Source organism: Streptomyces sp. NPDC001292 (assembly GCF_042896465.1).
Classification (GTDB): Bacteria; Actinomycetota; Actinomycetes; order Streptomycetales; family Streptomycetaceae; genus Streptomyces.
Genome location: NZ_JBIAXG010000014.1, coordinates 116706 through 138379, shown reverse-complemented (window position 1 = coordinate 138379; position 21674 = coordinate 116706). Strand labels below are relative to the sequence as shown.

18 protein-coding genes, 1 tRNA gene and 5 pseudogenes are annotated in these 21674 nt (G+C 71.3%); 14 read left to right on the top strand and 10 right to left on the bottom strand.

Annotated features, from left to right (window positions below):
* Positions 1–5: 5 nt before the first annotated feature.
* The 6 genes from ACFY4A_RS17535 (at position 6) to nhaA (ending at position 6946) form a co-directional block, all read left to right on the top strand.
* On the top strand, positions 6–923 hold the full coding sequence (locus ACFY4A_RS17535) for an ATP-binding cassette domain-containing protein (RefSeq protein ID WP_390830303.1): 918 nt from the start codon (positions 6–8) through the stop codon (positions 921–923).
* A 4-nt stretch (positions 924–927) separates the two neighbouring features.
* Entirely contained in the window at positions 928–1830 is a 903-nt protein-coding gene (locus ACFY4A_RS17530) for a sugar phosphate isomerase/epimerase family protein (protein WP_390830302.1), read from the top strand.
* A gap of 22 nt (positions 1831–1852) precedes the next feature.
* Positions 1853–2872, top strand: coding sequence for a Gfo/Idh/MocA family protein (locus tag ACFY4A_RS17525; RefSeq protein WP_390830301.1), 1020 nt, complete (start codon positions 1853–1855; stop codon positions 2870–2872).
* 113 nt (positions 2873–2985) lie between these two features.
* Positions 2986–3591 (top strand): GPP34 family phosphoprotein, encoded by a 606-nt coding sequence (locus ACFY4A_RS17520; protein WP_390830300.1) that lies wholly within the window; start codon positions 2986–2988, stop codon positions 3589–3591.
* A 166-nt stretch (positions 3592–3757) separates the two neighbouring features.
* Positions 3758–5005: a serine hydrolase domain-containing protein gene (locus tag ACFY4A_RS17515; RefSeq protein ID WP_390830299.1), complete on the top strand. Its 1248-nt coding sequence runs from the start codon at positions 3758–3760 to the stop codon at positions 5003–5005.
* 63 nt (positions 5006–5068) lie between these two features.
* Positions 5069–6946, top strand: coding sequence for a Na+/H+ antiporter NhaA (gene nhaA, locus ACFY4A_RS17510; protein ID WP_390830298.1), 1878 nt, complete (start codon positions 5069–5071; stop codon positions 6944–6946).
* A gap of 264 nt (positions 6947–7210) precedes the next feature.
* Here nhaA and ACFY4A_RS17505 read toward each other — a convergent pair whose 3' ends face one another.
* Together ACFY4A_RS17505 and ACFY4A_RS17500 are read right to left on the bottom strand one after the other, a co-directional pair.
* A complete protein-coding gene (locus ACFY4A_RS17505; protein ID WP_390830297.1) occupies positions 7211–8215 on the bottom strand; it encodes a Gfo/Idh/MocA family oxidoreductase in 1005 nt (334 codons plus the stop codon).
* 103 nt (positions 8216–8318) lie between these two features.
* Positions 8319–8442 (bottom strand): annotated as a pseudogene (locus ACFY4A_RS17500) (short-chain dehydrogenase); the annotation flags it as partial.
* Between the two features lie 110 nt (positions 8443–8552).
* On the opposite strand from ACFY4A_RS17500, the pseudogene ACFY4A_RS17495 reads away from it, so the two are divergent.
* A pseudogene (locus ACFY4A_RS17495) lies at positions 8553–8960 on the top strand (LacI family transcriptional regulator); the annotation flags it as partial.
* Positions 8961–8975: 15 nt separating this feature from the next.
* On the opposite strand, the gene ACFY4A_RS17490 reads toward ACFY4A_RS17495, so the two are convergent.
* The 3 genes from ACFY4A_RS17490 to ACFY4A_RS17480 form a co-directional block, all read right to left on the bottom strand.
* Entirely contained in the window at positions 8976–9320 is a 345-nt protein-coding gene (locus tag ACFY4A_RS17490; RefSeq protein WP_390830296.1) for a cupin domain-containing protein, read from the bottom strand.
* A 153-nt stretch (positions 9321–9473) separates the two neighbouring features.
* The gene (locus tag ACFY4A_RS17485) at positions 9474–10307 is read right to left on the bottom strand and encodes a DUF2690 domain-containing protein (protein ID WP_390830295.1); all 834 of its coding nucleotides are present in this window, start codon (positions 10305–10307) and stop codon (positions 9474–9476) included.
* Between the two features lie 163 nt (positions 10308–10470).
* Positions 10471–10953, bottom strand: a complete 483-nt coding sequence (locus ACFY4A_RS17480; RefSeq protein WP_390830294.1) for an SH3 domain-containing protein — start codon at positions 10951–10953, stop codon at positions 10471–10473.
* A 242-nt stretch (positions 10954–11195) separates the two neighbouring features.
* Between ACFY4A_RS17480 and ACFY4A_RS17475 the strand changes: the two genes are divergently transcribed.
* The 4 genes from ACFY4A_RS17475 to ACFY4A_RS17460 all read left to right on the top strand — a co-directional run bounded on the left by ACFY4A_RS17475 (position 11196) and on the right by ACFY4A_RS17460 (position 12945).
* Positions 11196–11720: a MarR family winged helix-turn-helix transcriptional regulator gene (locus tag ACFY4A_RS17475; RefSeq protein WP_390830293.1), complete on the top strand. Its 525-nt coding sequence runs from the start codon at positions 11196–11198 to the stop codon at positions 11718–11720.
* A gap of 81 nt (positions 11721–11801) precedes the next feature.
* Positions 11802–12164 carry an ArsR/SmtB family transcription factor gene (locus ACFY4A_RS17470; protein WP_390830292.1) on the top strand — a complete coding sequence of 121 codons (363 nt, stop codon included), beginning with the start codon at positions 11802–11804 and terminating at the stop codon, positions 12162–12164.
* Entirely contained in the window at positions 12161–12796 is a 636-nt protein-coding gene (locus tag ACFY4A_RS17465; protein ID WP_390830291.1) for an SRPBCC family protein, read from the top strand. Before ACFY4A_RS17470 ends, ACFY4A_RS17465 begins: the two co-directional genes overlap by 4 nt.
* 75 nt (positions 12797–12871) lie before the next feature.
* Positions 12872–12945, top strand: a tRNA-Pro gene (locus ACFY4A_RS17460).
* A gap of 117 nt (positions 12946–13062) precedes the next feature.
* On the opposite strand, the gene ACFY4A_RS17455 is transcribed toward ACFY4A_RS17460, so the two are convergent.
* Positions 13063–13539: a carboxymuconolactone decarboxylase family protein gene (locus tag ACFY4A_RS17455; RefSeq protein WP_390830290.1), complete on the bottom strand. Its 477-nt coding sequence runs from the start codon at positions 13537–13539 to the stop codon at positions 13063–13065.
* 125 nt (positions 13540–13664) lie between these two features.
* Here ACFY4A_RS17455 and ACFY4A_RS17450 point away from each other — a divergent pair, with 125 nt between their 5' ends.
* Both ACFY4A_RS17450 and ACFY4A_RS17445 read left to right on the top strand, forming a co-directional pair.
* Positions 13665–14654 (top strand): pirin family protein, encoded by a 990-nt coding sequence (locus ACFY4A_RS17450; RefSeq protein ID WP_390830289.1) that lies wholly within the window; start codon positions 13665–13667, stop codon positions 14652–14654.
* A gap of 40 nt (positions 14655–14694) precedes the next feature.
* A complete protein-coding gene (locus tag ACFY4A_RS17445; RefSeq protein ID WP_390830288.1) occupies positions 14695–15033 on the top strand; it encodes a GNAT family N-acetyltransferase in 339 nt (112 codons plus the stop codon).
* Between the two features lie 95 nt (positions 15034–15128).
* Here ACFY4A_RS17445 and ACFY4A_RS17440 read toward each other — a convergent pair.
* From ACFY4A_RS17440 to ACFY4A_RS17425, 4 genes and pseudogenes are all read right to left on the bottom strand, one after another.
* A pseudogene (locus ACFY4A_RS17440) lies at positions 15129–16262 on the bottom strand (family 16 glycoside hydrolase); the annotation flags it as partial.
* Positions 16263–16271: 9 nt separating this feature from the next.
* Positions 16272–18221 (bottom strand): annotated as a pseudogene (locus ACFY4A_RS17435) (ThuA domain-containing protein); the annotation flags it as partial.
* Positions 18222–18224: 3 nt separating this feature from the next.
* Positions 18225–19163: pseudogene (locus tag ACFY4A_RS17430) on the bottom strand (ThuA domain-containing protein); the annotation flags it as partial.
* Between the two features lie 279 nt (positions 19164–19442).
* Positions 19443–20423 carry a multicopper oxidase domain-containing protein gene (locus tag ACFY4A_RS17425; protein ID WP_390830287.1) on the bottom strand — a complete coding sequence of 327 codons (981 nt, stop codon included), beginning with the start codon at positions 20421–20423 and terminating at the stop codon, positions 19443–19445.
* Positions 20424–21028: 605 nt separating this feature from the next.
* Here ACFY4A_RS17425 and ACFY4A_RS17420 point away from each other — a divergent pair.
* Positions 21029–21674: OmpL47-type beta-barrel domain-containing protein (locus tag ACFY4A_RS17420; RefSeq protein WP_390830334.1), on the top strand; the 646-nt coding region annotated here is incomplete at its 3' end.

The following is a 21674-nucleotide window of genomic DNA, read 5'->3' as shown; positions in this document are numbered from 1 at the left end:
CCGACATGACCAGCGACAAGGCGACGGCCCACGGAGCCGTCCTCCCCGACACCCCGCCCGCGCACGACGGGCCCGTCGTCGAACTGCGCGGCGCCGGCAAGTCCTACGGCAACATCCGCGCCCTGCACGGCGTCGACCTCGCCGTCCATCCCCGGCACGTGACCTGCGTGCTCGGCGACAACGGCGCCGGCAAGTCCACCCTCATCAAGATCATCTCCGGGCTGCACCAGCACACCGAGGGCGACTTCCTCGTCGACGGCGAACCGGTCCGCTTCTCCAGCCCGCGCGACGCCCTAGCCAAGGGCATCGCCACCGTCTACCAGGACCTGGCGACCGTCCCGCTCATGCCGGTGTGGCGGAACTTCTTCCTCGGCTCGGAGATGACCAAGGGCCCCTGGCCCGTCCGCCGCCTCGACATCGCCCGGATGAAGCGGACCGCGGACGAGGAACTGCGCGACATGGGCATCGTCCTGGGCGACCTGGAACAGCCCATCGGCACGCTCTCCGGCGGCCAGCGCCAGTGCGTGGCCATCGCCCGCGCCGTCCACTTCGGCGCCCGTGTCCTCATCCTGGACGAGCCCACCGCCGCCCTCGGCGTCAAGCAGTCCGGTGTCGTGCTGAAGTACATCGCCGCCGCCCGCGACCGCGGCCTCGGCGTCATCTTCATCACCCACAACCCCCACCACGCCTACATGGTCGGCGACCACTTCAGCGTGCTGCGCCTGGGCACCCTCGAACTCAGCGCCGACCGCAGCGAGGTCGGCCTGGAGGAGCTGACCCACCACATGGCCGGCGGCACCGAACTCGCCGCCCTCAAGCACGAGCTGTCGCAGGTCCGCGGTGTCGACGTCGAGGAGCTCCCGGAGGCGGAGGACCTCGCCGCGCGCACCGCGCCCGCACCGGCACCCACCGAAGGGAACTGATGACATGGCCCCCGTGCTGGACCGCATCCGGGTCGGCTCCGCCCCGGACTCCTGGGGCGTTTGGTTCCCCGACGACCCCGCGCAGGTGCCCTGGGAACGCTTCCTCGACGAGGTCGCCGAGGCCGGCTACTCCTGGATCGAACTCGGCCCCTACGGCTACCTGCCGACCGACCCGGCCCGGCTCACCGACGAGGTGGACAAGCGGAACCTCAAGGTCTCGGCGGGCACCGTCTTCACCGGCCTGCACCGCGGCCCGTCGGTGTGGGGGGCCACCTGGGAACACGTCAGCCGGGTCGCCGCCCTCACCCGGGCCATGGGCGCACGCCACCTCGTCGTCATCCCCTCCTTCTGGCGGGACGACAAAACCGCCGAGATCCTGGAGCAGCCGGAGCTGACCGGCGAGCAGTGGGCGCACCTGACCCGGGGCATGGAGCGGCTCGGCCACCAGGTCAGGGAGACGTACGGCCTCGACATCGTCGTCCACCCGCACGCCGACACCCACATCGACACCGAGGCGCACGTCGAGCGCTTCCTCGACTCCACCGACCCCGGTCTCGTCAACCTCTGCCTGGACACCGGGCACTACGCCTACTGCGGCGGCGACAGCGTCAAGCTGATCGAGACCTACGGCGAGCGCATCGGCTACCTGCACCTCAAGCAGGTCGACCCGGAGATCCTCGCCGAGGTGGTGGCGAACGAGGTTCCCTTCGGGCCGGCGGTCCAGCGCGGCGTGATGTGCGAGCCGCCGGCCGGAGTACCGGCGCTGGAACCGGTGCTGACGGCCGCGCAGGGGCTCGGCGTGGACCTCTTCGCGATCGTCGAGCAGGACATGTACCCGTGCGAGCCGGACAAACCGCTGCCCATCGCGGTACGCACGCGCAGGTTCCTGCGGTCCTGCGGCGCCTGACCCCTGCCGAGGAAGGACGACGATGGCCCGGTCATCGACTCTGAACGTCGCCGTCATCGGCGTGGGCCGGATGGGCGCCGACCATGTGCGCCGGATCCAGGAGGTCATCAGCGGGGCCCGGGTGAGCGCCGTCGTGGACGCCGACGCCGAACGCGCCGAAGCCGTCGCGGCCCGCGCCGGCGGCTGCTCCGCGCACACCGACCCGGCCGCCGCGCTGGCCGCGGCCGACGTCGACGCGGTGCTCATTGCCTCTCCGAGCCCGGCCCACGAGGCGGCACTGCTCACCGCCCTCGCCCACGACCTGCCCGTCCTGTGCGAGAAGCCCCTCACCCCGGACCCGGCCTCCGCCCCGCGCGTGCTCGAAGCCGAGCAGCGGCTCGGCCGGCGGTGCATCCAGGTGGGCTTCATGCGGCGCTACGACGCCGAATACCTCCGGCTCGAACAGCTCCTGCGGACGGGCAGGCTGGGCCGCCCCCTGCTCCTGCACCACCGCCACCGCAACGTGGCCGCCCCACCCGGATGGACCAGCGAGCTGCTCATCAGCGACTCGCTCGTGCACGAGATGGACGTGACCCGCTGGCTGCTCGGCCAGGAGATCACCGCGGTGACGGTCCTGCGCCCCACCCCGTCCCGCGACGCCCCCGGCGGCATCCAGGACCCGCAGTTCGTCGTCCTCGAAACGGACGGCGGCGTCATCGCCGACGTGGAGATCTTCGTCAACTGCGGCTTCGGCTACCAGGTCCAGGCCGAGGCCGTCTGCGAGCGCGGCACGGCCCGCGTCGGCGACGGCCACGCCATGGTCACCCAGACGGACGGCCGCTGGGGCGGCACCATCGCGCAGGACTACCTCGAACGCTTCGAAGGCGCCTACGACCGCGAGGTGCAGGCCTGGGTCGACTCCGTCCGCGACGGCACGACCACCGGCGCCACCGCCTGGGACGGATACGCCGCTGCCGCGATCTGCGCGGCGGGCGTCCGCTCCCTGACCGAGGGCGGCCGCGTGGAGGTGGAGCTCCCGGAACGCCCGTCACTGTACGGATGACACCCTCCGTACGCCCCGCCCGCAGCGCTACAGTCGGGCGTACGGGAAGCACGAAACGTCGCGTTCTGCGTGCGGGTGGCGCAGTGGCGGGCAACTCCTCGACGGGGAGCGTGATGAGCACAGCGCGTGACCTGATGATCGTCGCCCTGGACGTGGAACCCAGCCGGTCGCCGGAGCGCGGGGACCTTTCCCTGGCGCTGGCCGGCGCCGAGGCGTACGACCTGCTGCGGGCCGGGCTGCTGGAGCTGGACGGCGACCGGATCGTGCCGCGGCTCCTGCCGGAGCTCGGCGACCGGCTGCTGGACGAGGCCGCCTCCTCGCTGGTGCGCCAGGTGCCCCACGAAACCCTGGCGGACTGGCTCTGGCGGCGCGGGCGCGGCCTGGCCAGGGCCTATCTGACCGCCCTGGAACAGGAGGGCCAGGTCACCTGGGAACGCAGCCGCTGGCTGCCCTTCCGCGGCGGCCGCACGGTCCTCAGCGACACCGACGCGAGGCGACGCGCGGCCTACCGCTGGGCGGCCGACGAGCCGGTGCTGCTCACCCTCGCCGCGGCCGTCGGCGTCCGAGACGAGATGACCCCGGCGGAGCCGGGCGTGACCGACGACGCCGTCCTCACCGTTCTCGCCGCCGTCCACGACGCGGTGATGGAACTGGAGGCCGTCCGCCAGCGCCGGGCCATAGAAGACGCGGCCTTCGCGAACGTCTGGCGGGGCGCGTAGCCGTCGCCGACAGGCGGTGCCGTGGCGGCCCTCCTAAGCTGAGTGCGGTGCGGGTCGTCCGCCCGTGCGACCCCGTCGGTGTGCGCCGCGGAAGCGGGCGGCGCCGCTCGTCCCCTGCTCGTCCGGGACGGCCGCGGGCTCGTTCCCAGGCGCTTGGAGCCGGCGCATGACCCAAGCGTGTCCACGACTTCGACGGGGTGTCGTCACCGCGACCGCCGCCGGGATCCTCGTGGTGCCGCTCGCCGGCGGGACCGCCACCGCCGGACCCCCCGTGCGCCCCGGCGCCGTCACCGCCACCCCGTCTCCGGGACTGTCCCCGACCGGGGTGCGGAGACTGACTCCCGACGTGACCCGGCAGATCGATCAGGCCGTGCTGCGAGTCATGCGGCAGGCCGGCGTGCCCGGGGTGACCGTGGGACTGTGGACGCCGGATCAGGGACAGCACGTGAAGTCCTTCGGCGTCGCCGACAGGAGCACCGGGCGGAAGATGTCGCCCGAGCTGTACATGCGGATCGGCAGCGAGACCAAGACCTTCACCGTGACGGCGCTGCTGCGCCTCGTGGACCGGCACAAGGTGGGCCTGGACGACCCCGTCGGCAAGTACGTCGCCGGCGTGCCGAACGGGGACAGGATCACCCTGCGGCAGCTCGCCGGGATGCGCAGCGGGCTGTTCGACTACACGACGGACGCGGGCTTCCGCAAGGCGCTGAGCTCGGATCCGCGCCGGGCCTTCACCCCGCGGCAACTGCTCTCCCACGCCTTCAAACACCCCGTACTCTTCCCGCCGGGCCGGAGGTTCGACTACAGCAACACCAACCTCATCCTGCTGGGCCTGGTCGTCGAGAAGGCCGGCGGCTGGCCGCTCGCCGACTACCTCCGTAACCGTGTGCTGCGACCGGCCGGACTCGACCAGACCTTCTTCCCGGCCGGCGCGCAGTTCCCCCGGCCGCACGCGCAGGGCTACACGAACCAGACGGCGAACGGCGAGGTGCGGGACGCGGCCGACTGGAACCCCTCCTGGGCCTGGGCGGCCGGGGCGATGGTCTCCAACCTCGACGACCTGCGCGTATGGGCGCGCACCGTCGCCACGGGCGTCCTGCCCGACGGCACCAGGCTCATCAGTCCCGCATCCCAGAAGCAGCGGCTCACCACACTCCCGACCTCGATCCCCGGCGCCGGATACGGCCTCGGCATCTTCGAGGTGCGGGGCTGGATCGGCCACAACGGCTCACTGCCGGGCTACGAGTCACTCACGGTCTATCTCCCCTCGGCGCGGACGACTCTCGTCGTCCTGCTGAACAGCGACACGGACCACAAGGGGACCGAGCCCAGCACCCTGCTCGGCGAGGCGGTCACGAAGATCGTCACCCCGGGGCACGTCTTCGACCTGCCGGCCCGGGCAGCCGCCCGGTGACCGGCCGCTCCACGGACTGACGACGTGTCCCGGGCCCCGACCACACCTCCGGCGCAGCCGTCCATGAGCGGGCAGACCGCCTGCGGCGCCGGCGCGCACGGCCCACTGCGCACCTTCCTGCGCACCGAGACCGGCAGCGCCGCGGTGCTGCTCGCCGCCGCAGTCGCCGCACTGCTGTGGGCCAACGTCTCGTTCGGGTCCTACGAGTCGTGCTGGCGCACCCACGTGTCGTTCACCGTCGGCTCGGCCGGGGTCTCCCTGGAACTGCGGGAGTGGATCAACAGCGGGCTGATGGCGCTGTTCTTCTTCGTCGTCGGCCTGGAGGCCCGCCGGGAGTTCGACATCGGGGAGCTGAGGGAGCGCAGGCGGCTCGCCCTCTCGGCGATCGCCGGGATCAGCGGCATGGCCGTACCCGTGGCGATCTACCTGGCCGTGAACGCGGGCCACGCCACCGCGCGGGGGTGGGGCACGGCCATGTCCACCGACACGGCGTTCGCGCTCGGCATCCTCGCCGTCTTCGGCTCCCGGCTGCCCGGCGGCCTGCGCGTCTTCCTCCTCGGCGTCGCGGTCGCCGACGACTTCCTCGCTCTCGCCGTCATCGCCTTCGCCTACAGCGGGACCCTCTACGTGCCCGCCCTGCTCACCGCGTTCGGCGTCCTCGCCGTGCTGATCGCCCTGCGCGTGGCCGGCGTACGGATCTCCGTCGTGTACGCGCTGGTCGCCCTGGTCCTGTGGGGCGCGCTGCTGCGCTCCGGCGTCGACCCGGTGGTCAGCGGGCTGGTCATGGGCCTGCTCATCTACGCCCGCCCGGCCGAGCGGCACGCCCTGGAACGCGCCAGCCGGCTCTTCCGGCGCTTCCGCGAGCAGCCGACACCCGAGCTGGAACGCACCCTGCGCCGGGGCCTGGCCACCGCGCTGTCGCCCAACGAGCGGCTTCAGCGCATGCTCCACCCCTGGACCAGCTGTCTGATCGTGCCGCTGTTCGCGCTGGCCAACGCCGGTCTGCCGCTCGGCGCGGCCCGGCTCGCGGACGCCTTCACCTCACCCGTCACCCTCGGCATCCTGCTCGGCTACGTCGTCGGCAAGCCGATCGGCATCGTCGGCTCCACCCGGCTCGCAGTGCGGCTGAGCAGCGGGCGGCTGGGCCCGCCGATCGGCTGGGGCGCCATCGCCGCGGGCGGCGGTCTGGCCGGGGTGGGCTTCACCGTGTCCCTGCTGATCGCCACCCTCGCCTTCCGCGGAACCCGGCTCGAGGAGGCGAAGATCGGGATCCTGGCGACGGTCCTGTGCTCCTTCGCCGTCACCTGGCTGGTGACCGGCGTCCTCTCCCTGCTGCCCCCGCGCACGCGGGCCCGCGCGCTGCTGGGCCGGGGCCGGGCCATCGTCGACCTCGGCGAGCCCGTCGACCCCGAGCGCGACCACGTCCGCGGGCCGCTCGACGCCCCGGTCACCCTCGTCGAGTACGGCGACTACGAGTGCCCGTACTGCGGACTCGCCGAGCCGGTCGTGCGCGAGTTGCTCGCCGACTTCGGCGACGACGTGCGCTACGTCTGGCGGCACCTGCCGCTGACCGACGTCCACCCGAACGCGCAGCTCGCCGCCGAGGCCGCGGAGGGTGCCGCCCGCCAGGGCCGCTTCTGGGAGCTGCACGATGTCCTGATCGGTCACCAGGGCGACCTGGGCCCCAAGGACCTCCTGCGCTACGCCGAGCAGATCGGCCTCGACGTGGACCGCTTCCGCCGGGACCTGCGGGAGCGGGCGGGCGCGCAGCGGGTGGCCGACGACGTGGAGTCGGCCGACCTCAGCGCCGTCTCGGGCACCCCGACCTTCTTCGTCAACGGCCGCCGCCACCACGGCGCCTACGACATCACCACCCTCTCGAGAACGGTACGCGCGGCCCGCGAGCGGGCCGCACTGGCGAGCACGGGCCCGCAGCCCTGACCACGGGGCACGCCGAGCCGGTTGCGCGGCCCCAGCCGGCCGCACGGCCCGCATGGTTCATCGCGTGCGTCCGCCGGGTCGGTTCCGTGGGCCGCACAGGGCGGCTCGGCCGGTCACGTGAGCCCGCCGGGTCGGTCGCGGGCCTGTACGGCTGGTTACGTGGAGTGCCTGGCCGGTCACGTGGGTCGTAGGTCGGCCAAGTGGCCCGGACGGCCCCTCACATGGGCCCACAGGGCCCACGTAACCGGTCCCCGCTCCGGCGGGTCAGACGGTCCGTACCTCCTCGAGGCGTACCGGGCGGTGCTCGTGGAGTGACAGGGTGCAGGCCTCTGCGATCCAGCCCGCCTCCAGGGCGTCCGCGACCGTGCACGGTGAGGGCAGCCGGCCGGCCACGACCTCGGTGAACGCGGTGAGTTCGGCGCGGTAGGCGGCAGTGAAGCGGTCCATGAAGAAGTCGTGCGGGGTGCCGGCGGGGAAAGTCACCCCGGGGTCGACGGAGCGCAGCGGCAGCTTGTCGTCCAGGCCGACGGCGATCGAGTCCTCGAAGCCGTGCAGCTCCATGCGGACGTCGTAACCGCGGGCGTTGTGGCGGCTGTTGGAGACCACCGCGATCGTGCCGTCGTCCAGGGTGAGTACGGCCCCCGTGGTGTCGACGTCGCCCGCCTCCCTGATGTAGTCGGCGCCCCGGTTGCCGCCGACGGCGTACACCTCGGTCACCTCCCGCCCGGTCACCCAGCGGATGATGTCGAAGTCGTGCACCGAGCAGTCCCGGAAGATCCCGCCGGAGGCGGCGATGTACGCGGCCGGCGGCGGCGCCGGGTCGAGCGTGGTGGACCGCACGGTGTGCAGCCTGCCCAGCTCGCCCGCCCGCACGGCGGCGCGGGCGGCGGCGAAACCGGCGTCGAAGCGGCGGTTGTAGCCGATCTGCACGGGCACGTCGCTGTCCTGGACCGCCTTGAGGACCTCGACGCCCTCCGTCATGGTGCGGGCCACCGGCTTCTCGCAGAAGACGGGCAGGCCGGCGTCGACGGCGGCGAGGATCAGCGCCGGATGGGCGTCGGTCGCGGCGGCCACGACGATGCCGTCCACCCCGGCGGCCAGCACCGCCTCGGGCGAGTCGGCCACCTCGGCCCCGAACCGCTCGGCGGCGGTCTTGGCGGCGTCCGTGAACGGGTCGGCGACGACGAGCGACTCGACCGTGTCGAGTCCGGAGAGGGTCTCGGCGTGGAAGGCGCCGATCCGGCCGAGGCCGAGGATTCCGATACGCATGGGGCTGATGCTCCTTGGGTGCCTGGGTTGTGCGTGGGTGCGTGGTTGAGCGGGTGGTGCGGCGGAACGTCAGTCCGGTCCGCCGAGCACGTTCTGGTCCCAGTCTGAGGTTGACCGCGATGTGCGCGTCGAACAGCTCGGGCGTGGTGTCAAGGAGCGTGCCGCGCGAGGTAGGCCGCGGAGTTCACCGGGCAGTCGATCCGTCCGTACGCGGCGACCACCCGCGCGCCCAGGTGGTAGTCGCGGTGCACGGTCTGGGCCGCGCCGCCCGGGTTGACCACGTTGATCGGTGAGGTGACCCGGTAGCCGGGGCCCAGCCAGGCCTCGCTGACCCGGCGCCATGCGCGCCCGTCACCCCCGGCGGGCGCTGGTGGAGATCGCCGAGGGACAGGGCCTGGACGCCACGCAGTACGACCTCGTGCGGGCCGCCCTGGAGCGCGACCCGGAGATCCGCGCCGTCTACTCGATCGGCGGCGGCAACATCGCCGCCCTGCGGGCCTTCGCGGACCTCGGCCGCGAGCGCGCGGTGTTCATCGCCCACGACCTCGACCAGGACAACACCCGCCTGCTGCGCGAGCACCGCCTGTCCGCCGTGCTCCACCACGACCTGCGCCAGGACATGCGGGAGGCCTGCCGCCTGGTGATGCGGGCCCATGGCGCCCTGCCGTCCGCCGGGCCGACGCTTCCGTCGGCGATCCAGGTGGTGACCCCGTACAACATGCCGCCGCCCCCGATGGCCTGCTGACTCCCGGGACGGGCCTCACAGGTTGATCGCGTACGCCTTGCGCAGCGTCTCGTGCACTGTCCACGTCGTGCGGTCGCCCTCGCGCAGGACCGCCATGTCGCCGGGGCCGACGCGCAGGGTCGGCCCGCCCTCGACCTCGATGGTCGCCGAGCCGCTGATCACCACGAACAACTCGTCCGCCTCGGTGTCGGTGACGACCCCGGGGGTGATCTGCCAGACCCCGCGGATCTGCCGGCCGTCCGCCGACTCCCAGACCACCTTGCCGGTCACCTCGGGCGTCCCCGAGACGATCTGCTCCTGTTCGAGCGGCTCGGGCACGAGGTCGGCATCGGGAACGTGCAGAACGAAACTGTGCGTCATGCCGTGACCCTAGCCGGGGCGTGCGGCGCGGGAACGCGGACAGAGTGTGGGGGATCGGCCCCGGTCCAAGGACACTTCGTCGCTTCCGCGGCGAAGTCCGGCACGTCCGGGCGGGTCCGCGCGGGTGCCCGTCTCCTGGGGCGGGGCAGGCCGTCACGGGTGGTCCGGTGCGTCGGGGTCCAGGCCGGTGCAGGCCAGTTTCCCCTCGACCTCGGCGCAGGCCTCCACACCACGTGGCGTGGACACGCTGAGCATGGGGCTCGTGTCGCCGCTGGTGTCGTCGGCGGCGTAAGTGGCCGACAGGACGCTCCCGCCCATCCGTACGGAGATCTCCCGGGCGACCGCGCCCCGCACCCGCACCTGGGACCAGGCGGTGCGGCAGGAGGGCGAGTACCGCAGACGCACGGTGTACGTCGCGCCGGCCACGGCGCTCTGGGTCCGCGCGTCCCCGGCGCAGGCCGAGGCGTCGGGCAACTCGCCCTGGCAGGAGGCGTCGTGGCAGCGTGGCGACGCCATCACCACCCGGGCGCCCGGTGGTCTGCCGGGGGAGGGCGTGAGGAGGACCGCGGCCACCGCGGTGGCCGCGGCGGGCAGGGTGAGAGCCGTCAGCAGCGGCAGATGCCCCACTCGCGCCCTGGGCGGATCAGCCGGCTCGGAACCGGACTCGGGCTCGGAACCGGGCCGGGGGTCGGGATCGGGCCCGGGCTCGGAATCGGGTCCGGACTCGGCGGCTGCGGAAGGGGACGCGCCGAGGGCGTCCCAAAGGGCCAGCGCCGGCGCGGGATCGGCGCCCGCGAGCCGGGCGAGCGCCTCCACGGCCGAGCGGGGAGGGTGCTTGGCCCCGGTCAGATAGCGGTGCCAGGCGGACTTGCTGTACGGAGTGCGCGCGGCCAGGGCCGCCAGGCTCAGACCCGTACGGTCCCGCAGCCCGCGCAGGGCTGTCGTCAACTGCCCGGGTGACGCTGCCGTTCCTTGGGGTTGCCGCATGCTGCTGCTCCCGACTCCACTCCCGCTTTAGGCGTTTCGCCCCGGTTGTCGGGATGGTTTCCCGGGTTGAGGGCAACGACACACCTCGAACCGACGGCCCGTCCGCGAGCGTGCTGCCCCCGGACGGGCCCGGCCGGTCACCTCGTACGTGCGTGACGACGTGTCAGCACCAGGGCAGTGCGCTCCGGACCCGCACGTAGCGCGCGGAGACGTAACCCCGTACGTGCGCGAGGCGGTACCACTGCCGCGTGCCGCCCACCCAGGACCCGTGCGTCCGGCACTTCAGCGCCACCAGGCGGTGTGCGTGCCGGACGCCGATCACCCGGTACCGGGTGCCGGGGCCGGAGCGGACGTTCAGCGCCCGGCGGTGCGTGACCACACGTCCGAGGGAGTGGATCGAACGGTGGTACGTCGCCCACCGGTTGACATGACGCCCTGGCTGCACGTGCCCCACGGGGCTCACGCGGCGTGCGGCCGGCGCCTGCCGGGCGGGCTCGGGCAGCAGCGAGGGGAGCAGGTGCGGGGCGACCGTCGACACGGCCGGGCGCGAGCCGGGACCGGCCGGGGCGGCGTCGGCCGCCGTGGGCACGAGCGCGAGCGCCGCGACCGTGGCCAGCACGCCGCTGGTGAGGGTCCGTCGGATCATGGAAACCTCCGGGCTGTCGTTCCTGCGATCACGCGTCGTGATCACATGCCGCCCAGCGTTTCCGTGCCGCGCCCCGGCGATGCCGTCCCCGCGTCCCCGGGGACGTCCCCGCCGTCCCCGGGGACAAGGCCCGGGGTGTGGCCGTCCGGGGAACCGGAACCGGCTCCGCGCACGCGCCGCCGTACGAGCTCCCGTACGGCCATATTGCTTGAGTAAGGCAATGATATGGTAAAGTTGCCAGTATGGTCACTCCATCGTTGCCCACCGGACCCGTTTCGCCCGAAGTGGCCGAGATCGAGCGCGCCCTGATGCGCATCACCTATCTGGGTACGCGGGCCCGGCAGCACGAGAGGCTGATGAGTCTGGCCGGGGTGCCGCTGGACCGGGCGGCGGTCGCCCTGCTGCGCCAGATCGCCGACTGCGAGCCGCAGCGGCCGGGGGAGCTGGCCAACCGCCTCGGTGTGGAGGCCTCCCATGTCACGCGCACGGTGCAGCAGTTGGAGCGGTCCGGCCATGTGACCCGGATTCCCGACCCCGACGACCGCCGTGCCCAGCGCATCCAGCTCACCGACCTCGGCAGGGACGCCATCCACCGCATCCGTGAGGTCGGGGCCCGCGGCATGCAGCTCGCCCTGGCCGACTGGTCCCCGGAGGACCTGCGCCGGCTCGCGACGCTCTTCCACCGCATGGTCGACGACTTCCTCGTGTACGCCCAGGACGTCGACGGTGAGCAGGAGGCCGCCGAGGCGGCCCGGCGCACCCGCTGAGGGGGTGCCGGGCGCTGGGTTCGCGGCCCCATGTCGTATCAGTGGTGGCTTATATAAGTGGTGGGTGATACGTTGGCGACCATGCACGCGTTCGACGTCCTCGGCGACCCCGTCCGGCGGCGGATACTGGAGCTGCTCGCCGACGGCGAGAAGACCTCCGGCGCGGTCTGCGAGGCCGTGACGGCGGAGTTCGGGATCTCGCAGCCCGCGGTGTCGCAGCATCTGAAGGTGCTGCGGGAGAACGGTTTCGCGACCGTCCGCCCCGAGGGCGCCCGGCGGTTGTACGCGGTGAACTCCGCACCGCTCAAGGACGTCGACGCCTGGCTCGACCGGTTCCGCGGCTTCTGGGTCCAGCCCCTGGACGCGCTGGCCACCGAGCTGGCCCGCGGCAGGCGCGAACGCCGGCTGCGCGGTGCCGACGACCCTCCGAGGAGCATCCCATGATCGACGTGACCCACCAGATCAACGCCGTCGACCGCCAGGTCGGCCGCCGTGTCTTCAAGGCGACCGAGGCCCGTGTGGTCACCGTGAGCCAGACCTACGACGCCCCGCTCGACGACGTCTGGGACGCCTGCACCAACCCCGAGCGCATCCCGCGCTGGTTCCTCCCCGTCACCGGTGAACTCCGCCCAGGCGGCCACTACCAGCTCGAGGGCAACGCCGGCGGCACGATCGAACGCTGCGACCCGCCCAAGAGCTTCGCCGCGACCTGGGAGTACGACGGCGACACCAGCTGGATCGAGTTGCGCCTGACCGCGCAGGACGGCGGCGGCACCCGCTTCGAGCTGGACCACCTCTTCCACATCGACGACACCAAGTGGGGCGAGTTCGGTCCCGGCGCGGTCGGGATCGGCTGGGACATGATGCTCATCGGCCTGACCCTCCACCTGTCGAGCGGCGCGCCGGTCGACTCCAGTGAGGCCATGGCCTGGGTGGGCTCCGAGGACGGCCGCCGATTCGTCGCCGCGAGCAGCGAGGGGTGGTACGCGGCCAACGTCGCGAGCGGCGAGGACGCGGCACGCGCCCGCGAGGCCGCCGACCGCACCACCGCCGCCTACACGGGCGCGGAGGGATAGCCGGAAATCGGCCGCACCCGCCCGCGTAAGGTAAGGTTCACCTGCGCGTTCGGGCGGATCACCGCGCGAACGCACCGGGACGTGGCGCAGCTTGGTAGCGCACTTGACTGGGGGTCAAGGGGTCGCAGGTTCAAATCCTGTCGTCCCGACTTGCGAAGCAGCAGGTCAGGGGCCGTTTTCCAGATGTGGAAGGCGGCCCCGGCCAAGTTTCGGGGCCCGCCTCTCACCACCTCTGGGGCGCAGGCGCCGCCCGGGCACCGGACCGCCTACTGCGGGCGCACCGGATGCTTGCTCATGATCGAGACCCGGTTGAAGGCGTTGATGGTGACCGCCACCCAGATCACGGCGGAGATCTGGTCGTCGGTGAGCACCTCGCGGGCCGTGTCGTACGCGGTCTCCTGAAGGGTCGCGTCACCGGGGTCGGTGGTCGCCTCCGCGAGCGCGAGCGCCGCGCGCTCGTCGGGGGTGAACAGTTCGGTGTCCCGCCAGGCCGCCAGCACACCGAGCCGCTGCGTGCTCTCGCCCGCCCGCGCGGCCGCCCTGGTGTGTACGTTGAGGCAGTAGGCGCAGCCGTTGATCTGCGACACGCGCAGATTGACCAGTTCCACGAGCGTCCGGTCGAGTCCCGCCCCGGCGGCGATCTCACGGACCGCTTCCGCGGTCTGTACCAGCGCGCGATAGGCGGTGGGGCTCTGCTTGTCGATGAAGATCCGGTCCGCGGACTCCGTCGTGTGGGTGCTCAACCTGGGACTCCTCCGGGGCCTGTCAGGCTCCCTTGTCGTGTGGTGTGTACCTGCCGGTGTCGCCGAGCCTATTATCGCGGCATGGTAGTTGAATGTAAAACGAATCTTGAGGGAGGCGGTCCACGGTGAGCAACGCCGAGACGAAGCCCATGGAAGTGCGGTGCGGCGGGCCGGCGGACGGCGAGCGGGCGACCGGGGCGGCCCGGATCGACGTCCTGACCGCGCGTGACGTGCCCCTCGGCGGCCCCCGGGCGATGACCGTGCGGCGGACCCTGCCCCAGCGCGCCCGCACTCTGATCGGCGCCTGGTGCTTCGCCGATCACTACGGCCCCGACGACGTGTCGGTGACGGGCGGCATGGATGTCGCCCCGCATCCGCACACCGGGCTGCAGACGGTGAGCTGGCTGTTCAGCGGGGAGATCGAGCACCGGGACAGCCTGGGCAGCCACGCCTACGTACGGCCCGGCGAGCTGAACCTCATGACCGGCGGGTACGGCATCAGCCACTCCGAGGTCTCCACCCCGCGGACCACGGTCCTGCACGGCGTCCAGCTGTGGGTGGCGTTGCCGGAGGAGCACCGCGACGCCGCACGCGACTTCCAGCACTACGCACCCGAGCCCGCGCGGATCGACGGGGCCGAGATCAGGGTCTTCCTGGGCTCCCTCGCCGGCCGCACCTCCCCGGTGCGGACCTTCACGCCCCTGCTCGGCGCCGAGATCGTCCTCCAGCCGCGCGCGGCCCTCACGCTCGCCGTGGACCCCGGCTTCGAGCACGGCCTCCTGGTCGACCAGGGAGAGGTACGCCTGGCCGGCACCCTCGTGGCTCCCGCGGAGATGGGCTACGCCCACCCGGGCACCGACGCCCTGACGCTGGCGAACGAGTCGGACGACGTCGCACGGACGGTCCTGCTCGGCGGACCCCCGTTCGAGGAGGAGATCGTCATGTGGTGGAATTTCATCGGGCGCAGCCACGAGGACATCGCCAAGGCCCGGGACGACTGGCAGAACGCCTCCGACCGTTTCGGCGCCGTCGAGGGATACCCGGGAGACCGGCTTCCCGCTCCCGCGCTGCCGAACGCCGTCATCACGCCGCGCGGGAATCCACCGCGCCACTGATCCGTTCGACGTGTCACCGACCCCATCCGAGAGGCACCCGATGAGCCAGCCTTCCACCACTCCGACCGTCCAGCGGGCAGACGCCAAGCACCGCTACGAGATCCTGGTCGGCGGCGAGCGCGCCGGACTGACCGCCTACCGCGACCGCGGTGAACAGCGTGTCTTCTACCACACCGAGGTCGACGACGCCTTCGCCGGACAGGGCCTGGCCTCCCAGCTGGTCCAGGAGGCGCTCACCGACGTGCGCGAGTCCGGGAAGCGGATCGTGCCCGTCTGCCCGTACGTGGCCAAGTTCCTGAAGAGGCACGAGGAGTTCGCCGACATCACCGACCCCGTGACCCCGGACGTCCTGCGATGGCTGGACACCCAACTGGGCTGACCGCTCGCACGCTGCGAGCCGGCCGGCTCGGAAGCGGGAAAAGAAGAGCCGGGCTCGGGGCGGTCGCCCCGAGCCCGGCACCTACTGCTGTCCGGCTACAGGCTTCGCACCCGGATGTTGCGGAACTCGATCAGGTCGTTGTTGCCGTGGTTCTGCAACCCCACGTACCCGCTGAGGAACTGACGCAGGTCCGTGGGCGGGTCACCCGCACGGGACGACGACTTGCCGGGCGTGTTGTCGAACTCGTTGATCACCACGCCGTTGCGGATGATCGTGTAGTGCTGCTCGACCGCGCGGATCTCGTAGTCGTTCCACTGGCCCTTCGGGGTCACCCCCGCCTTGTCCAGGCCCACCGGCTTGAAGTTGTACACCGAGCCGGTCTTCTGGACCTCGCCCGTGGCCCCGTCGTAGATCTGGATCTCCTGACCGCAGTAGATCGCGACCCACTCGGGGGCGGTGCGGGCCGAGCCGACCGTCCCGCAACTGCCCGCCGGGCGGTCGGCCAGCGGCGTCCGGGGGTCCGGGAACCGGATGAAGACCCCGCTGTTGGCGCTGCCGGTACCCGGAGCCACGTCCCGGAACTGAAGCCTGACCGAGAAGTCCTTCAGCTCCTGCTTGGCGTACCACAGCATGCCCATGCCGCCGGAACTGCGCATGGTGCCGTCGGGCAGGAGTGAGAAGTTCCCGGCGCCGGCCTGCCGCCAGTCGGCCAGACTCGCCGCGGTCCCGTCGAAGAGGGGCTTGTACCCGGCGACCTTGCCGATCTCGCTCTGAGCCGCCGCCTTGCTGATCGCCGACGACTCGCGGTTGTCGAGGACGCCCTCCTTGCGGAGGTCGTTGACCACGGCGTTGACGTGGCTGACGAACTCGCCGTGGTTCGGCCAGGAGGCCTCGTCGTCGATCAGGTCGTTGACGGTGCAGCCGCCGCCGGCACGGTGGTTGGCCACCCCCGTGTCCTTGTCGAGCAGTTGCACGGTCTTCCGGGCGTCGGGGGCGGGGCAGCCGGCCTTGGCGTCGAACGTCGCGGTGGCCTTCTCGCCGTCGGCGTAGGTGACCGTCAGCTTCGCGTGGTACGTGCCGTAGTCGGCGTACGTGTGCGTCGGGTTGGCCTCGTGCGAGGGCTTGCTGCCGTCGCCGAAGTCCCACTCCCAGGCCACACCGCCGGTCTTGGCGCTGGAGAACGCCACCGTCTTGGGCTTGCTCTGGGTGACCACCCGCGCCCCGGCGTCCTGCGGCTTCGGGGTGGCCGGGCCGCCCTGGTAGGTGATGCGGATGAGCTTCTGGTTGTTGTGCAGGCTGAAGAAGCCGCCCGCGTAGTCGAGCATGTACAGGGCACCGTCGGGACCGAACTTGGCGTCCATCCAGCTCTGCAGCTGGGTGGCGCCGCCGCCCGGCGCGATGATGCTGCGCAGGTCCTCACCGAAGGCCGGCGCGCCCTGGTCCTTGACCCGGTCGGGGTCGAGGGTCACCGCGACCCGGTTGTTGGCGTTGGACTCGTCACCGATGAACCACTTGTCCTCCCAGTACGCCGGCCAGGCGACGCCGCTCTTGGTGTCCACCTGGGAGCGGTGGTAGGTCGGACCGGACATGACGGCCTGGCCGCCGCCCCTGAGGTACGGCTGGGTGTAGGTGGCCTCGCTGTCGACGTAGCTGGGGAGGCCGCTGCCGTCGGAGCGCTTGGGGAAGACCGGCCCGCCGCCCTGGGGCGAGTACCAGATCATGTTGTCGCGGGCCGGCGGGATGTCCACCAGGCCGGTGTTGCGCGGCGACTCGTTCTTGAGGTGGTCGCAGTCGTACCAGCCGGTGAGGACACTGGCGTCGGTGTTGCTGCGGTCACGGTACGGCTGCCGGTTGCCCATGCAGTACGGCCAGCCCTGGTTGCCCGCGGAGGTGATGACCGTGGCCGTCTCGTACTTGGCCGGTCCCAGCTCCGGGTTCGACGCTCCCGCGTCCGGCCCGACCCAGCCGGCGTTCAGCCAGTTGTGCACGGGGTCGACGGAGAGCCGCGCGATGTTGCGGACACCCATCACGTAGATCTCGGGGCGGGTCTTGGCCGTGCCCGGCGCGAAGAGGTTGCCCTTCGGGATGGTGTAGGTGCCGTCGGGCTCGGGGTGGATACGGATGATCTTGCCGTTGAGGTCGTTGGTGTTGCCGGAGGTGCGGCGCGCGTCCTGGAAGGAGACGCCCTTGTAGTCCTGGGTCCAGTTGTTCCCGGAGTAGCCGCTGGAGCCGCCGGAGGAGTTGCTGTCACCGGAGCCGATGTAGAGGTTGCCGTCCTTGTCGAAGGACATGCCGCCACCGGCGTGGCAGCAGCTGTGGATCTGGGTGTCCCAGTGCAGCAGGTCCTTGCGGGTGCCCTTGTCGATGGACTCGGACGCGAAGTCGTAGGTCAGCCGGGAGACCGTCCGCTGGCCGATCCGCTTGTCGCGGTCGATCGACTCGTGCGGCATCCAGTAGATGTAGATCCACCCGTTCTTCTCGAACTTCGGGTCGAGGGTGATGCCGACCAGGCCCTCCTCGTTCTTGACCAGTTCGTCGCCGCTGCCCCGGTTGCCCATCACGTCGAGGGTGGTGAGCAGCTTGACCTTCTTGGTCTTGGGGTCCCACTGGTGGATGGTGCCGCAGCCGAGACCGACCTTGGGGTCGTTCCAGGAGACGATCGGGCCGGACGGGCAGGCGGCCTTGCCGATGTAGAAGGCCTTGCCGTCGGGGGCCATGGTGAGACCGTGCGGCTCACCGATCTGGTCGAGCTGCCCCGCCTGGTTCTGGGCGGTCAGCCGCTCGGTCGTGTAGTTGGACGCGATGGTCGCCTGGCAGTCGCCGCGGACCATGCCGGTGGTCCACTGGATGGCGCCGAGGAGGTGGCTCTGGAACTTGGTGTCGGTGGTGTAGCTCTCCTCGGTGCGGCCCATGCCGGTGTAGAACGACCGGCCGCCGTCGTAGTCCCGGCACCACGAGATCGGGTGGAACGGGCCGTTGGCGCTGAGGCCCGGCTTGTACTTCCACTCCTCGACCTGGGCGATGGTGTGGACCTTGCCGATCGGGTTGGGGTCCCAGTTGATCCACTGGTCGGAGCGGGTCCAGTTGAGCGGCAGGCCCTTGTTGGCGGGATGCTGACGGTCCGTCACGTCGACGACGGCCTGCTGGACCTTGGAGTCCTGCGGAGGCGTCGGGTTGGAGCTGAAGAGCCGCAGCTCGGCCAGCTGGGTCAGCGGCTCACCGCTGTTCGCCGTGATCTCCAGCCGGTAGTGCTGGTAGGCCTGCTTGTTGGTGAACTGGAACTGCCTGGTCTGGAACCGTGACGGGAAGGTCTCGCCGGTCCGGGTGTCCAGGGTCGTCCAGTCCTGGCCGTCCTGCGAGCCCTGCAGCTTCCAGTCCTTCGGGTCCCGTCCCGAGAAGTCGTTGGCGGAGGTCAGCGCATAGTTGACCACCGCGACCGGCTTGTCCAGCTTCATGGTGACCCAGGCGGTCGGCGTACGGGCCAGCCACTTGGTGTCGTTCTTGCCGTCGAACAGCTTGTCCTTGGTCTCGCTCGGCGGGTTCTCCGCGTTGACCGCGCTCTCGACGACCTTCTCGGCGTCGGGCAGGCCCAGGGCGGGGCGGGTGCCGATCAGACCGGTGAACCAGGAGGAGTCGGACTGCGCCCGGGCGGCGTCGTGGACGCCGACGAAGCCGCCGCCGCTCTTGATGTACGACTGGAAGGCGGCTTCCTGCTCGGCGTTGAGGGTCACGCCGTCGGCCGACAGGAACACCACCCCTCGGTACTTGGCGAGGTGGGCGGTGGTGAACACACCCGCGTCCTCGGACTCGACGACCTTGAACCCGTTCTTCTCGCCGAGGTTCTCGATCGCCGCCGCGGCCTTCTTGACCGGGTCGTCCTGCTTGGCGGCCGGTCCGTGGAAGACCAGTACGTTCACCTGGTTCTCGGCCCCGGCGTCCTGGGTGTTCTCCGCCGGCGGCTGCGCGTTCGCCTGCACGGCCGGCAGCGCGGTCAGTCCCACGGTCAGCGCGGCGCTGGACAGCAGGACGATGGCGCGGCGCCAGGACCACGCGTGACCAGAGGTCCGCGCGGGACGCGACGGCGGCGCTCCGCTTCGTCGTGAGAGGGCGAACCTGTCTCTCTTGCCCATGGTTGCTCCTTGACTCGATCCGACAACGGAAGAGTGATCAGGGGATGGAGCGAGGGCTGCCGCGGACGCCTCACCCGGCGTGCGCCGGGTGAGGCGGATTTCGGCAGGTGGTCACGAGGCCCGGGAAGGACGGGTGCCAGAGGGGCGAGGTCAGGTTCGCCTCGGGTCCTTGCGGGTGAGGACCGGCCGGCGGCAGCCGTACACGCCCGTCGGACCGTCAGGTGGTACGACGGGCGTGGCTTGGGGGCGGAGCCCGGATCGAGGGCCCGCCGCTGCCGCCTAGTGGTGGGGCATGCCGCCGGGGACCGAGCCGTCGGCCTCGGTCACGAGGAAGATACCGGCCATGCCCATGTCCGAGTGGCTCTGGACGTGGCAGTGGTACATCCAGGCGCCCGCGCCGACCCGGTCACCCGCGATCACCTGGAACCCGAAGGAGTCCGCCGGGCCGACCGTCTTGGTGTCGATGACCCGGCTCACGTCCTGCGGGCCCTGGAGGATCCCGGTGCGGTTGTCCACCCAGCGGTGGCCGTGGATGTGGAAGGTGTGGAAGAAGTCCCCGTGTGTGATCACGATGAACTCCACCCGCTCACCGCGGACGGCCTTGAAGGTGGGCGTGTCGTGGTGGGCCCTGTTGTTGATCATCATGTCGTTGAACACGACGGTGAACTGCTTGTCGGGCAGCACGTCGCCCTTGCGGCGCACGATCACGGGGCCGTACAGGCCCTTCTTGATGCCGCCCGTGCCGTGCTCGGTCCCCACGTTGTGGTCGTGGTAGTGCCAGTAGCCCGCGCTGCCGGCGTCCCACGTCCCGTCGTGGTTCGGGCCCGGGGCGTGGGTGCGCCAGACGTAGGTCCGCCGGCCGCCCGGCTCGACGACGCTGTCGTTCATCTTGGTGCCGTCGCTGGCGACGTCGTAGTCCATGCCGTGGACGTGCAGACTCGCGGCGACGTCCAGGTTGTTGACGACCTCGATGTGCATCGTGTCGCCCTCGGTCAGCTCGATGAGCGGGCCGGGAATCGTCGCCTCGCCCGGCTTCAGGCCGTAGCCCATCTCCCCGTTCGGCAGCTTCTCCATGTACAGCGTCAGGTTGCGGACGGTGCCCTTGTTGTTTCCTTGACCGGTTCCCGCCGGCTTGTCCTTCGGGTCGGCGGTGGCGGCCGTGGCGCCGAGCACCGTGGGTACGACCGCCGCGGCGGCCGCCCCGGTGGCGAACGCTCGCCGGGAGAAGAGGCGTCTCGTACCTGCGCCTGACTCGGTCATCGCTCTCCAATCCTCGAAACGCGTGCGGGCCCGAAGGCGTCGCGTGGTGGTGATGTGAGCCGCCGCCGGCGGCAGCCGTCCCGTCAGGGCGGTTCGCGGTGGTGCGCAGGGCGTTCGGGCCCGCGGGGCAGGCGGGGCGGTCGTCGGATCGGACTCCGGTGGCAGCCGTCCGGCGTGGCTCGTTGCCGGATACGGCGGGGGATCGGGACGGCTGGGCGAAAGGGCTTCGCCTCGGGACCGCCTCACCGTAGCGGGCACCCCTCCAGTTTTTCCAGACTCAGGTCAAAGTTGGTTGGATTGCGGCCATAGACCTTGGCGAGTAGTGAAAAGCCCGGTAGCTTCCCAACGTTGCCGCACTTTGAGAGAGGTTGGGTCCGGGAGACCACCCCCTCGACGCGCTCATCCCGGCGGCTGGTCGTCCACTAGACGGGACCGCGAGTCCCTGCGCGGTCCGCACAAGCGAATTCGCGAAAGGTGCAGCGGTGTTCAGAAGACTGCTCCATGCCCAGACGGGTCCGCCCCCCTCAGGATCAGCGCTACGCAACCGATTCCGCGCACACCCGGTGCTGGTGGCACTGGTGGCCGTTGTCCTCACGGCCTTCTCGTTGGCCGTGCCGGCCGCGTACGCGGCGGTGAGCCGCGGGTCCGAGAAGGCGGCGACCCAGGTGCTCACCTGGACGGCCGGCGACGACTACACGAAGTACACGTCGGCCCCGACCACCGCGGTGGCCGGACCGGCGACGATCGTGTTCGAGAACAGCGCGGCGACCGGCAACACGACCGGTATGCCACACACGTTGACGTTCGATGTCTCGAACTCCGATTACAACAAGGACGTCAGCCTGAACATCCAGGCGAGCCCCTTCGACTCCAACGGCGGCAAGTACACGGCCGAAGTAGTCCTCACGCCCGGCGTCTACCGCTACTTCTGCGCGATGCCGGGCCACCAGCTGATGACCGGTGAACTCGTCGTCACCCCGGCGCCCGGCGGCGACACCACCGCGCCGGAGACGTCGGCGACGGTGTCGGGGACGAAGGACGCTTCCGGTAACTATGTGGGCAGTGCGACGGTGACGGTGTCGGCTTCGGATGTCGAGTCCGGTGTGGCGAAGATCGAGTATTCGCTGGACGGCGGTGCGTTCGCGGCTTATTCGGCGCCGGTTCAGGTGAGTGGTGTGGGTGCGCACACGTTGGCGTATCGGGCGTCGGACAAGGCGGGGAACACGTCGGCGGTGAAGTCGGTGCAGTTCT